Consider the following 12,840-nt stretch of genomic DNA (forward strand, 5'->3'; position numbering starts at 1 on the left):
TCACGTAGCGCGATCGCTGGAAAAAAGGGCGCTGGCATCAAGAGCTCGCGCCGTCATGATGCTGAATCTGCAGCGTATCCAGCTTCAGCTCCGGAACACAGCGCAAATTGACAGCATACATCTCGGTGCCATCTGGCGCTTTGCCATGGGCAAAAGCCTCAGTGCCGCAGATCTGGCAGAACTGATGGTGGATATGGCGCGAGTTAAACAGATAAGTGGTTAGCCGATCCTGGCCACTGTTAAGAGTGAATGCATCGACCGGAAAGAAAGCCAGCAGCAATCCTTTGCGACGACAAATGGAGCAATTACAGCTCAGCGCTTTTTCTGGCAGTTCGGCGTCGACCGTGAAGGTGACGGCGCCGCAGTGGCAGCTACCCTGGAAGGACATGGTGGTTTACCTGTAACAGTGAGTGGAACTATAACTATAGACGTCAGCGGACAACAGAAATGAACCCCGGACATCATAACCAGATACGGCAAAAAAACCGGGATAATGGGGAAGGGAATGGCAATTCAATCAGAGGTCATCAATACGTGGCGTCTGGTGCGCATCCATATATCGTATTTAACATAATATACATTATGCGCACCAATGAAGCGAGGAGTGAAAAGCGGCGCTCCAGGCGCTGTCCTTGTCCTGGTCACTCTTTTTGTTTGTTAGCTTATTCGTTAGTTTGTTTTGTTGAGTCATACACCACCTGTTCAGTGCCGTGCTCCAGATCGTGATGGATAATCTGGAAGTCCAGCGGCTCGTTATCTGCGTCTGTGACGCTCTCCAGCCTACACTTCCGCAGCTCTGTTTTATGCAGAATCATCCGGTAATGATAAATTTAGCGGCTAAAATTTATCGTCACCACCGCCAGGCAAACAGCTTATTAGATTTTCGCAGCGGCCTTTGGGAGGAAAATGCCACCCCGGACGTTGGCGTTCTTCAAGTGCCCCCATCTATACTCAGCAACACCCCAACTGATTTCAGGCATTGTTTATTCGTCATAACGCCGAGTAACTTACCAGGATATCCGTATGATCAAGCTCTGCCAAACCTGCGGCACTTCTTATTGCGAAACCGATATTGCAATCGAGCACTGCAAAATCTGCGAAGATGAACGCCAGTACGTTCCGCCCAGCGGCCAGAAATGGACGGATATGCAAAGCTTAACCACTACGCACTGCAACAAATGGCAATTGCACCAGGAAAACCTGTTCAGCATCCAGACCGTGCCCGGTTTCGCTATTAACCAGCGGGCATTTCTGGTGATAACGCCACAGGGAAATATTCTGTGGGACTGTATCGCCAACCTTGATGATGCCACCAGGGCGCTGGTCTCGGCTCTGGGCGGTATCAGCGCGATCGCCATTTCTCATCCCCATTACTACACCACTATGCAGGACTGGGCTGAAACGTTTAACGCCCCTGTCTGGCTGCATGCCAGCGATCGTGAATGGATTATGCGCCACAGCCCGGCCATTAAGCTATGGAACGGCGATGAGCAGAGAATCTGTTCGTCTGTTCGTCTGATTCGGCTGGGCGGTCATTTCCCCGGCGGCACCATACTGCACTGGGACACCGGCGACGGCGTACTCTTGACCGGCGATATCGTTCAGGTGACGCCGGGTGCTGATGCGGTCTCTTTTATGTGGAGCTATCCTAATATGCTGCCGCTGCCTGCTGCGGTGGTCGGAGATATGGTGCGGCGACTTGGTGAAATCCGTTTTAACCGACTGTATGGCGCCTTCGAAGGCAAAAACATTCGGGACAATGCCAGTGCGATTGTGCAACGCTCAGGAGAAAAATATCTTGCCTGCCTTAAGTGACAACGTCACTTAAGGCAGGCTCATTGGGATAACATTTGCGTCGGCGGAAACGGATATTAGTGGGGATAATCAGACGATATCCTCATCCACGGTTTCTTCCCCATTATTGTACGTTGAGCTTAGAGCTTCCTGGATAGATTCCTCCCAGAGTAGCAAACATCAGCATGATGTTATCATTTGAGCTATTTTTTATATTAATCAGGGGGGGAGTTAAATAATATTAATCATGTAATAAAAAACATGAATATAGCGGAGTGTATAGTCTGGCCTGCCGGCTACATCCAGCATGGTCTGGCCTTACGTACCGGAATGCCTTTAATGATCCCGATCGCGATACGGATATCTGGAGGATATTTTCCCGGTAGCCGTCGAATGCCGCCAGCGCTACGGGAATTGATCGATACCATAAACGAAGTGATGCATTAGCGGCAGATTATCGTTAATACGCTGCGCTTACCCACAACAAAAGGAGGATTATTTATTTTTGACCTCCATCACATCTAAAATGAATTATGTGAGCTATATCATTATTAAAAACCGATGAGCTAACAGGTCAATATCATTAAGCACAATGTCAGCCAGCCCCTGCGACTAGGAATCATCTCAAAAACAGATATAAAGGTTTATCAACCGCTGCGCCATGGATTTAGCCTTCCTTATAAATCAATCAAATAGACACAATTCCGCGCCTTGAGCAATGCCTCTTAAAGAAAAGGAAATCACCGGCTGGAATAGTGTTTTATTCCATTATTCCAGTTATTCATTCCGCACAAAAGCGGTTTTATTCGCATTATGCATTGGCATTTAATGATGGGCTTGTCAATAAAAACATAAATAAAAGATATGTAACTACGGTTATTTCATAACGTTTTGTTGTCGCCCGCCAATTTATTACCCATTGCTATCACAACAGAAAAAAACGAATAATTACGACACTGAAACAGAAATTATTTTTTCATGCTTTCTCTTATCTTCAAAGTATCTCATGCGCCCTTACCCGTGTCGTTTGGGCTGCCAACTTAAGGAGAACGCAGATGAAATTAGAGGATCCCCGTCTGTTTCGTCACTTCGCCTGGATTAACGGCGAATGGAGCCACAGTCTGTCCGGCCGTGAGCAACCGGTCTATAACCCGGACGATAATAGCCTGCTGGGTTACATACCGCTGCTGGAGCCAGAGCAGATCGAACACGCCGTAGATGCCGCAGAGCAGGCGCTGGCAGGCTGGCGCAGAGTTCGCGCCGACCGGCGTGCCGCGCTGCTGATGGCCTGGTATCAGCAGTTGCTGGATCACCGCAGCGATCTGGCCACCCTGCTGGTTAATGAACAGGGCAAGCCCCGGCGTGAAGCCGAAGGGGAAGTGGATTACGCCGCCAGTTTTATCCGCTGGTTCGCCGAAGAGGCGGTGCGGATTAACGGCGAAACCCTGTCAGTCCAGATCGATGGCACTCTGCCAGGCACCATCAAAGAGCCGGTTGGCGTCTGCGCGCTGATCACGCCCTGGAATTTTCCGCTGGCGATGATCACCCGTAAAGCCGCAGCGGCACTGGCCGCAGGCTGTAGCGTGCTGGTTAAACCCGCCAATGAAACCCCCTTTTCCGCCCTGGCGCTGGCTGAACTTGCAGAGCGTGCCGGGCTGCCGGCCGGTGTCTTTAATGTCATCACCGGTGAGCCAGAAGCCGTCTGCGCCCAGTTGTGCAGCGAACCACGCATTCGCGCCCTCTCCTTCACCGGCTCCACCCGGGTGGGCAAGCTGCTGCTGGCCCAGTGCGCAGGCAGCGTTAAACGGGTTTCTCTGGAGCTGGGCGGCAATGCCCCTTTTGTGGTGGCGCCGGATGTGGACGTCGAAGAGGCCGCCGCCGCCGCTGTCGCCGCCAGGTTTCAGACCAGCGGTCAGGACTGTCTGGCCGCCAACCGCATCATGGTGCATCAGCAAATTTATGACGCCTTTATTGAAGTCTTTTCGGCGCGGGTGCACGAACTCAGGGTCGGCCCCGGCGACTGCCCGGACAGCGATATCGGCCCGTTAATTCACCGCGACGCCGTCGAAAAAGCCCATGCTCTGGTCGACGATGCCCTTTCTAAAGGTGCCCGGCTGGTGCATGGCGATCAGCGCCAGGCGCCGGGCGACAACTATTTTATGCCCACCCTGCTGGCCGGCGTCACCCCGGACATGCGGGTCTGGCAGGAAGAGAGCTTTGCCCCCATCGCCATTGTCGCTGCCTGGCAGGACGATGACGACGTCATCGCCCAGGCCAACGCCACCGAATATGGCCTTGCGGCCTATCTCTGGACCCAGGATCAGCGCCGGGTCTGGCGCTACATCCGCGAACTGGAGTTCGGCATGGTGGCCGTTAACAGCGTCAAAATGACCGGCCCCACCGTCCCCTTTGGCGGCATTAAACAGTCCGGCCTGGGCCGTGAAGGCGGCCGCACCGGCATCGATGAATATCTGAATATCCGCTATTTCTGCCTTGGCGGTTTGCCAGGCCCTTCAGTGACAGGAGCATAATTATGGAACAGCGCAACGACTTAATTTCCCGCGATCGTCAGGTGACCTTTCACGCTTCTACCCATCTGCGCGACTATGCCCATGGCGCGCTCCCTGGCCGGGTGATTACCGGTGGCCGCGGCATCAGGGTGAGCGATGCCGAAGGCAATCAGTTTATCGATGGCTTTGCGGGCCTGTACTGCGTCAACATCGGCTATGGGCGCGAAGAGATGGCCGAAGCCATCTATCGCCAGGCCAAAGAGCTGGCGTACTACCACACCTACGTGGGCCACACCAATGAACCGCTGGTGGCGCTCTCCGAAAAGATTATCGCCAAAGCCGGTATGAATATGTCGAAGGTCTACTACGGCATGTCCGGCTCCGACGCCAACGAAACCCAGATCAAGCTGGTGCGCTACTACAACAATATTCTGGGCCGCCCCCGGAAGAAGAAAATCATCTCACGCCATCGCGGCTATCACGGCTCCAGCATTGCCGCAGGCTCTCTGACCGGGCTGGCGTCGTTCCACGACCATTTCGATCTGCCGATTGCCGGGATCCTGCATACCGATGCCCCCTACTACTATCAGCGAGCCCCGGAGCTGGCGGGTATCAGCGAGCGGGAATTCTCGCGCCACTGCGCCGAACGGCTGGAAGCGATGATCCAGGCCGAAGGCCCGGAAACCGTCGCCGCCTTTATCGGTGAACCGGTTCTGGGTACCGGCGGTATCGTCCCGCCGCCGGAAGGCTACTGGCAGGCTATTCAGACGGTGCTGGATAAATACGACATTCTGCTGATAGCCGACGAAGTGGTATGCGGTTTTGGCCGTACCGGACGCGAATTCGGCGCTCACACCTACGATATGCGCCCGGATCTGGTAACCATCGCCAAGGGGCTGACCAGCGCCTACCAGCCGCTTTCCGGAGTGATCGTCGGCGAAAAAGTGTGGAATGTGCTGGAACAGGGAACCGGCGAATATGGCCCTATCGGCCACGGTTGGACCTACTCCGGGCATCCACTGGGCGCGGCGGCGGCGCTGGCTAACCTGCAAATTATCGAGCAGGAAAATCTGGTGCAGAACGCCGCCGACACCGGCGCTTACTTCCAGCAGCGCCTGCGCGAAAGCTTTGCCGACCACCCGCTGGTGGGCAACGTGCGCGGTGTGGGGCTGATGGCCGCCATCGAATTCTCTACGGATAAGCAGCGCTGCCAGCCTTTCGAGCCTTCACTGAAGGTCGGCGCCCGGGTCTCGGCGGCAGCTTTGGAAAACGGGCTTATCGCCCGGGCCATGCCGCAGGGCGATATCCTGGGCTTTGCCCCACCGCTGGTGATTAACCGCAGCGAAGTGGATGAACTGGTCGAACGCGCGCTAAGGGCGGTGAACCGGGTCACCGACGACCTGAGTTCCGCAGGCCAGCTGGGAGCCCAATAAATGCGCCCGGAATTCCCCGGCGGCGTCAGTCTGGCGGAGGTCTGGCAGGCCCGTCACCGTATCCAGGGGCGGGCGGACCGCACTCCGCTGCGCTACTCCCCGAGCCTTTCCCGGCGCTTCGGCGCCCGGGTCTGGCTGAAGCTGGAAAATATGCAGCCCACCGGCGCTTTCAAGCTGCGCGGAGCCAGCAACATGATCGCCGCGTTACTGGAACAGTACGGGCCGGAGCGCCTGAAGTCTGGCGTCATTACAGCCTCTACCGGCAATCACGGGCGGGCGGTGGCCTGGGCCGCCCGGGAGCTGGGCATTCCGGCCACGGTTTGCCTCTCTTCGCTGGTCCCCGCCAACAAGGTGGCCGCTATCGAAGCACTGGGCGCCGAGGTCTGCCGCTGTGGCAACAGCCAGGACGATGCCTTTGCGGTGATGGATGAGCGGGTCGTCAGTCGTGGTCAGGTGGCGATCCCACCCTTCGATCATCCGCTGATCGTGGCCGGCCAGGGCACCCTGGCGCTGGAGCTGCTGGAAGAGCGCCCGCAGCTCGATATGGTGGTGGCGGGTCTGTCCGGCGGCGGGCTGCTGGGCGGTATCGGTCTGGTGATGAAACAGCTCAGCCCGCGCACCGAGGTGGTCGGCGTCAGCCTCAGCCAGGGCGCCGCCATGTGGCACAGCCTGCAGGCGGGAAAACCGGTGCAGGTAGAAGAAGTCCCGAGCCTGGCCGATTCGCTGGGCGGCGGCATCGGCATGGATAACCGCCATACCCGGGCGTTAGTGCAAGCGGTAATGGACAGCCACTACCAGGTGCCTGAAATCGCCATTGCCCGGGCTATGGTCAGCCTGCTGGAGCAGGAAAAAATGTTGCTTGAAGGTGCCGCCGCCGTGGGGCTGGCGGCCATTGAACACCACAGGATCCCCATTGAAGGCAAAGAGGTGGCGCTGGTGCTTAGCGGCAACAACGTAGCGCTGGAAACCTTCGAAAGGGCAAGAGAGCTGGAGCAGCAAAGCCATGCAAAAAACCATGCAAATTTATAACCGACAGCAGATAAGCGCCGCGGTTCGACTGGATGCTCAGGCACTGGCGGCGGTCGAAGCGGGATTTCGCGCCCTGGGCGAAGGCAAGGTGGTGCAGCCCCCTATCCTCTCGATGGCGCTGCCGGAGGTCAACGGCGAAGTGGATGTCAAAACCGCCTGGATCCGCGGCAGCGACAGCTTCGCTATCAAAATCAGTCCGGGCTTTTTCGATAATCCCAAACGTGGGTTGCCCAGCCTGAACGGGCTGATGGTGGTGCTGAGCGCTGAAACCGGCGTACCCCGGGCGCTGCTGCTGGATGAAGGCTATCTGACCGCTATTCGTACCGCGCTGGCGGGAGCGCTGGCGGCCAGATATCTGGCACGGGTAGAGAGTCAGCGCATCACGCTGATTGGCGCCGGAGAACAGGCCCGACTGCAACTGGCCGCCCTGCGCCTGCTGTTCCCCGTAGCCCAGGTGGCCGTCTGGGCCCGGCGCCCGGAGGCCGCAGAACAACTGGCCCGGGAGCTTAACGACGATGGGCTACAGGCCACAGGCTACCGCGAGATCGGCGCCGCCTGTGCCGGGGCCGATATTATCGTCACCACCACACCTTCCCGTGAACCGCTGCTGTTCGCGGAACATCTGGCCCCAGGGGTACACGTCACCGCCATGGGCTCCGACAGCCCGGAAAAGCGGGAGGTCGATATCAGTGCCCTGCTGCGCGCCGATCGCGTGGCCTGCGATATCCGCAGTCAGAGCGAAAATAACGGTGAACTGAAAATCTTTAAGGCACAGCAAACCCCCGTTCCTTTTGAAGTGGTTGAACTGGGTACCGGGGTTGCCCGGGGCCAGGCGCTGCGCCAGTCGCCGCAGGAAATCACTCTGTGCTGCCTGACCGGCACCGGCGTACAGGACAGTGCCATCGCCGCCTTTGCGTTGGCGCAGCTTGAAGCATTGCAGTAACCCCCGCGCCGTGCGCAGGGTAAACAGGCGGGCGGCCCCAGGGCCCGCCAGGGCTTCCACTCCCGTTACGAGTGATAAAACAGCATGTTGACGAAAACTTTGCCCTTCACGCGAGAAGAGTACGACCAGCGTATCGCCAGAACCCGCGCCGCCATGGTGCAGCGCGGGATCGAACTGCTGGTGGTCAGCGATCCCTCGAATATGGCCTGGCTGACCGGTTACGACGGCTGGTCTTTTTATGTGCATCAGTGCGTATTGCTGGGGCTGGAAGATGAACCGGTGTGGTATGGACGGCTGCAGGACAGCAACGGTGCCCTGCGTACCTGCTGGATGGCCGATGAGCGGATTGTCGGTTATCCGGAATGGCTGGTGCAGAATCCCGACGATCACCCCATGCGCTGGCTGGCCCAGGAGGTACTGCCCACCTTTGGCTGGCATCAGGCCCGGGTCGGCGTAGAGATGGATAACTACTACTTTTCGGCCCGGGCCTTTCTGAGCCTGCAACAGGGCAGCCCGAACCAGGCCTTTATGGATGCTACCGCGCTGGTGAACTGGTGTCGGGCCATTAAATCCGAACGGGAACTGGACTATATGCGGATTGCGGCGCACATCGTCGGCAATATGCATGAGCGCATCTACCAGATGGTGGAGCCGGGACTGCCGAAAAATATGCTGGTGGCGGAGATTCAGCGCTGCGCCATTGAAGGCTGGGTGGATGACAGCGGCGTGCGCTTCGGCGGCGACTATGCCGCCATCGTCCCACTGCTGCCGGGGGGCGCCGATGCCGCGGCACCGCACCTGACCTGGGACGACAGGCCGTTCCGTAAGGGGGAAGGCACCTTCTTTGAAATCGCCGGATGCTATCGTCATTACCACGCGCCGCTGTCGCGCACCATCTTTCTGGGGGAAGCGCCGGATCACTTTTTGCGTGCCGAAGAGGCCCTGCTGACCGGCATTGAACTGGGGCTGGCCGCCGCTCGCCCGGGCAACAGCTGCGGCGATATCGCCCGGGCCCTGGAAGGCGCCATGCGCAGCGCCGGCCTCGATCGCGGCGGCGCACGCTGCGGCTACCCCATCGGCATCAGTTATCCCCCGGACTGGGGCGAGCGCACCATGAGCCTGCGCGCCAGTGATGATACTCCGCTCCAGCCTGGAATGACCTTCCACTTTATGCCCGGTCTGTGGATGGACGACTGGGGGCTGGAGATCACTGAAAGCATCGTTATTACCGCACAGGGCGCCGAAGTGCTGTGCGACTACCCACGACGCCTGTTTGTTAAATAAGGAGCCCATTGCATGAACCATGAAAAACCCAGTCCCGTCTACGCTGGGGTGGATTTTGAACAACCCGGGGTACAGCACGGTTTCCTGAAACTGCCCTGGTCCCACGACAACTCCGCCTGGGGCGCGGTGATGATCCCAATCACCGTGATTAACGGCGCGCCGGGGCCGACTGCATTGCTGACCGCCGGTAATCACGGCGACGAATACGAAGGCATTATCGCCCTGTTGAAGCTGGCCCGGGAGCTACGGGCCGACGAGGTTCAGGGCCGGGTGATTATCGTACCGATGATGAATGCCCCGGCGGTTCAGGCCGGTAAACGCACCTCACCCATCGACGGCGGTAATCTGAACCGTAGTTTTCCGGGCACGCCGGACGGTAGCGTGACCGCGCAGATCGCCGACTATTTTACCCGGGTGCTGGTGCCGATGTGCGATGTGGCGCTGGATCTACACTCCGGTGGTCGCACTCTGGAGATTATCCCCTTCGCGGCGCTACACGCGCTGGATAATGAGCGCCAGCAGGCCGACAACCTTGCCGCGGCCCGGGCTTTTGGGGCGCCGACCACCGTGATGATGTACGAACTGGATGCCAGCCAGCTCTACGACACCGTAGTGGAAAGCCAGGGTAAAGGCTTTGTCACGACCGAACTGGGCGGCGGCGGCACGACGACGCCCCAGCGTCAGCAACTGGCCGATCGAGGCGTGCGCAACTTTCTGGCCCACCACGGAATGCTGGCGACAGCGCCCCACCCCTGGGAAGGAGAAACCCGGCTGCTTGATATGCCCGATGCATCCTGTTATGTACAGAGCGAGCACAACGGCATTCTGGAATTTCTCTGCCCCCTGGGGAATCGCGTGACCCAGGGAGAACTCCTGGCCCGCGTTTATGACCATTCCCGCAGCGGCTGCCCGCCGGTGGAGTATCGGGCGCTACGCGACGGCATTATGCTGGCGCGGCGCTTTCCGGCGCAGGTTGCAATGGGTGACACTCTGGCCGTTATCGCCCGGGAGATCGTATCGCCATAGCGATGTGGGGCCTCCGGGGTACCGGTCGCCATTAAGGATATAAGCACTGTATGAAACTCGATCGCTATGACCTGAAGATTCTCGACATTCTGAGCAAAGACGGGCGCATTACCAAATCACGGCTGGCGGAATCCATCAATCTTTCCGTCAGCCCCTGCTGGGAGCGGGTAAAGCGTCTGGAACAGGCCGGGTTGATTGAAGGCTACTACGCCAGGCTCAACGCCCGGGTGCTGATGAAGCGCCTGCCGATTTGGGTCTCGATCGAGCTTAAACAACACAACGCAGAGAGCTTTGCCCGTTTTGAAAAACGCGTGCTCGATACGCCAGAACTGACAGAATGCGTGGCAGTGGGCGGCGGCGTGGATTACTGGGCCAAATTCGAAACGCTATCCATCGACGAATATCAGCGTCTGATCGATAGCTGGCTGGAGTCTGACCTGGGAATCGAACGTTATTTTACCTATATCGTCACCAAGAGCGTGAAGTCCACGACAGCGCTGCAAACCCTGCGGCGCGAGGGTGATATAGAGGTTTAAGCACAGGGAGTATGGGTAATTCAGTGGACGGCGCCTCGTTCCCGCCGCCCCGCTCTCCGAAGAGATCGTGGAGAAAAATAATGAATACCAATGCATCACCTGCACAGCTTCAACACGCTGACGCGGTTCCCGACGTCACTATTATCGATAAATCCCTGGTGAAGCGCGCCGTGGCGGCGGCTTCGCTGGGTAACGCCATGGAGTGGTTCGATTTCGGCATCTACGGTTATCTGGCCGTGACCCTGGGGATGGTCTTTTTCCCGGAGATCAGCCCCGGCGCCCAGCTGCTTTCCACCTATGCCGCCTTCGCCGTCGCCTTTCTGATCCGCCCACTCGGCGGCATGTTTTTCGGCCCGCTCGGCGATCGCATCGGTCGCAAACGGGTACTGGCCCTGACCATGATTATGATGGCGCTGGGCACCTTCGCCATTGGGCTTATCCCGAGCTACGCCAGCATTGGCCTGTGGGCGCCGGTGCTGCTGATTGTAGCGCGAGGGATTCAGGGCTTTTCCACCGGCGGTGAATACGGCGGCGCAGCGACGTTTATTGCCGAATATGCGCCAGATCGCAAACGTGGACGACTGGGTAGCTGGCTGGAGGTAGGTACCCTGTTGGGCCTTATCTTCTCCGCCGCTCTGGTCACCGCCATGACGCTGATGCTGGGCAATGAAGCGATGCGTGAATGGGGCTGGCGAATCCCCTTTCTGGTGGCCGGGCCGTTGGGGATGATCGGCGTCTGGCTGCGTCTGCGGCTGGAAGAGACTCCGGCCTTCGCGAAGCATATGGAAAACAGCGCACCGCCCCCGGGAATGCGCCAGCAGTGGCAGGAAATAGCCACCCACCACCTGCGGGCCTTCCTGCTGTGCATCGGCATGGTGTTTATCCTGAATCTGGCCGACTATATGCTGCTGACCTGGATGCCCGGCTATCTGAACGTGGTGTTGGGGCTGAGCGAACTGGAAGGACTGACTATCGTGGTGGTGGCGATGCTCTGTATGATGGTCGCGCTGCCGTTCATGGGCGCGCTTTCCGATAAGATCGGCCGCAAGCCGCTGTGGACCATCGGCTGCGTCGGTTTTCTGGTACTGACGCTGCCCTGCTTTTATGCCCTGGGCAGTCAAAACCTGGCGCTGACCTTTATCGGTATGCTGGTGATGGGGCTACTGCTGACCTGTTTTCTCAGTACCGTGGCCTCGACGCTGCCGGCGCTGTTCCCCACCGCGGTACGCTACGGCGGGCTGGCTATCGCCTATAACCTTTCCACCTCCCTGTTCGGCGGAACCGCGCCGCTGCTCAGCGCCTGGCTGGTCGATGCCACCGGCAATCCACTGGCCCCGGCCGGATACCTGATGTTCGGCGCCCTGGTGGGGCTAATTGCGGTACGCCTGAGCAGGGAAAGCGCCTGCCGCCCGCTGGAAGGTTCGCCGCCGGCCATTGAGTCCCGGGCCGAGATTATGGATCATCTATACCGTCGTCAGCGCCGCAAGCGCCTGCAGCTTAACGCTCTGTCGAGCGACGGTTAAGGGAAGTCAGCGTCTTTTGACCAAGCTCGTCAACCGCCTGGTTGGCGAGCTTTTTTACGCAATGCAGATATGTTCAGGTACCTGAACGAAAATCATTGAACCGCTCAGGAATACGCGGAAAAGTATGGAGGAACCAGGGCGTATACAAAGACGGATTATCTTTCATATCGGCTTCTATCTGTTGAATGGAGCGGTAACACCACGCATCGGCCTCTTCCGGATTAAGTGCCGGCTTCTCGTCGCTGATAGCAAAAAAGACATGACCATACTCATGTTCAATCAGGCCATTACTGAGGGGCAAATTATATTTTAGTTCGAATACCGGGGTTAATGTCATATCCAGCCCCATCTCTTCTCGTAACCGGCGCTCGGCAGCGTCCTGAGTGGGTTCCTGTGGATAAGGGTGGCTACAGCAGGTGTTACTCCATAACCCCCCACAATGATACTTTTTGATCGCGCGACGTTGCAGCAGTAATTCATGCCGTGTATTGAAGACATAAACGGTTACCGCGCGATGCAATAACCCTTTTTTATGAGCGTCCAGCTTTTCTGTTTTTCCTGTGGGGCGGTCAAAATCATCGACTAAAATGACTTCTATGACAGACATAGTGGCTCCTTAGCAAAAACGATGTACAGAGTGCCAGCCGAAAAAGGCAGCATTAACTTTACTCCAGTGAATCACGTTGTGGATTTGACCCTATATATCCAGACGTTTTTGCTCTCTTATGATTGCGATAACTTCCTGCGTATATATTCCCGTGG

General features: G+C 57.8%; 11 protein-coding genes. 9 read left to right on the forward strand and 2 right to left on the reverse strand.

What is annotated here, in order from left to right:
* Nucleotides 1–37 precede the first annotated feature (37 nt).
* Nucleotides 38–388: a GFA family protein gene (locus V3W49_RS07000; protein WP_500144565.1), complete on the reverse strand. Its 351-nt coding sequence runs from the start codon at nt 386–388 to the stop codon at nt 38–40.
* 635 nt (nt 389–1,023) lie between these two features.
* On the opposite strand from V3W49_RS07000, the gene V3W49_RS07005 reads away from it, so the two are divergent.
* The 9 genes from V3W49_RS07005 (at nt 1,024) to V3W49_RS07045 (ending at nt 12,078) form a co-directional block, all read left to right on the forward strand.
* Complete coding sequence (locus V3W49_RS07005) at nt 1,024–1,815, forward strand: MBL fold metallo-hydrolase (protein WP_500144566.1); 792 nt, start codon at nt 1,024–1,026, stop codon at nt 1,813–1,815.
* A gap of 1,034 nt (nt 1,816–2,849) precedes the next feature.
* Nucleotides 2,850–4,325, forward strand: a complete 1,476-nt coding sequence (locus V3W49_RS07010; RefSeq protein ID WP_500144567.1) for an NAD-dependent succinate-semialdehyde dehydrogenase — start codon at nt 2,850–2,852, stop codon at nt 4,323–4,325.
* A gap of 2 nt (nt 4,326–4,327) precedes the next feature.
* Entirely contained in the window at nt 4,328–5,737 is a 1,410-nt protein-coding gene (locus V3W49_RS07015; RefSeq protein WP_500144568.1) for an aminotransferase, read from the forward strand.
* Nucleotides 5,738–6,766 (forward strand): hydroxyectoine utilization dehydratase EutB, encoded by a 1,029-nt coding sequence (gene eutB / locus V3W49_RS07020; RefSeq protein WP_500144569.1) that lies wholly within the window; start codon nt 5,738–5,740, stop codon nt 6,764–6,766.
* A complete protein-coding gene (locus V3W49_RS07025; protein ID WP_500144570.1) occupies nt 6,741–7,709 on the forward strand; it encodes a cyclodeaminase in 969 nt (322 codons plus the stop codon). Before eutB ends, V3W49_RS07025 begins: the two co-directional genes overlap by 26 nt.
* A gap of 84 nt (nt 7,710–7,793) precedes the next feature.
* Entirely contained in the window at nt 7,794–8,993 is a 1,200-nt protein-coding gene (gene doeA / locus V3W49_RS07030; RefSeq protein ID WP_500144572.1) for an ectoine hydrolase DoeA, read from the forward strand.
* A 12-nt stretch (nt 8,994–9,005) separates the two neighbouring features.
* The gene (gene doeB / locus V3W49_RS07035) at nt 9,006–10,019 is read left to right on the forward strand and encodes a N(2)-acetyl-L-2,4-diaminobutanoate deacetylase DoeB (protein WP_500144573.1); all 1,014 of its coding nucleotides are present in this window, start codon (nt 9,006–9,008) and stop codon (nt 10,017–10,019) included.
* Nucleotides 10,020–10,069: 50 nt separating this feature from the next.
* Nucleotides 10,070–10,555 carry an Lrp/AsnC family transcriptional regulator gene (locus V3W49_RS07040; RefSeq protein WP_500144574.1) on the forward strand — a complete coding sequence of 162 codons (486 nt, stop codon included), beginning with the start codon at nt 10,070–10,072 and terminating at the stop codon, nt 10,553–10,555.
* An 80-nt stretch (nt 10,556–10,635) separates the two neighbouring features.
* A complete protein-coding gene (locus tag V3W49_RS07045) occupies nt 10,636–12,078 on the forward strand; it encodes an MFS transporter (protein ID WP_500144575.1) in 1,443 nt (480 codons plus the stop codon).
* Between the two features lie 73 nt (nt 12,079–12,151).
* Here the strand turns inward: V3W49_RS07045 and idi are convergent, their stop codons facing one another.
* Entirely contained in the window at nt 12,152–12,685 is a 534-nt protein-coding gene (gene idi, locus V3W49_RS07050) for an isopentenyl-diphosphate Delta-isomerase (protein ID WP_500144576.1), read from the reverse strand.
* Nucleotides 12,686–12,840: the final 155 nt, after the last annotated feature.

Source organism: Rosenbergiella sp. YN46 (genome assembly GCF_036620675.1).
GTDB lineage: Bacteria > Pseudomonadota > Gammaproteobacteria > Enterobacterales > Enterobacteriaceae > Jejubacter.

Bases quoted from the DNA above. Each gene is read 5' to 3' on its own strand.
- doeB (WP_500144573.1), top strand. From the start codon at position 9,006: ATGAACCATGAAAAACCCAGTCCCGTCTACGCTGGGGTGGATTTTGAA.
- doeA (WP_500144572.1), top strand. From the start codon at position 7,794: ATGTTGACGAAAACTTTGCCCTTCACGCGAGAAGAGTACGACCAGCGT.
- idi (WP_500144576.1), bottom strand. From the start codon at position 12,685: ATGTCTGTCATAGAAGTCATTTTAGTCGATGATTTTGACCGCCCCACA.
- V3W49_RS07040 (WP_500144574.1), top strand. From the start codon at position 10,070: ATGAAACTCGATCGCTATGACCTGAAGATTCTCGACATTCTGAGCAAA.
- V3W49_RS07015 (WP_500144568.1), top strand. From the start codon at position 4,328: ATGGAACAGCGCAACGACTTAATTTCCCGCGATCGTCAGGTGACCTTT.
- V3W49_RS07010 (WP_500144567.1), top strand. From the start codon at position 2,850: ATGAAATTAGAGGATCCCCGTCTGTTTCGTCACTTCGCCTGGATTAAC.
- V3W49_RS07025 (WP_500144570.1), top strand. From the start codon at position 6,741: ATGCAAAAAACCATGCAAATTTATAACCGACAGCAGATAAGCGCCGCG.
- V3W49_RS07000 (WP_500144565.1), bottom strand. From the start codon at position 388: ATGTCCTTCCAGGGTAGCTGCCACTGCGGCGCCGTCACCTTCACGGTC.
- V3W49_RS07005 (WP_500144566.1), top strand. From the start codon at position 1,024: ATGATCAAGCTCTGCCAAACCTGCGGCACTTCTTATTGCGAAACCGAT.
- V3W49_RS07045 (WP_500144575.1), top strand. From the start codon at position 10,636: ATGAATACCAATGCATCACCTGCACAGCTTCAACACGCTGACGCGGTT.
- eutB (WP_500144569.1), top strand. From the start codon at position 5,738: ATGCGCCCGGAATTCCCCGGCGGCGTCAGTCTGGCGGAGGTCTGGCAG.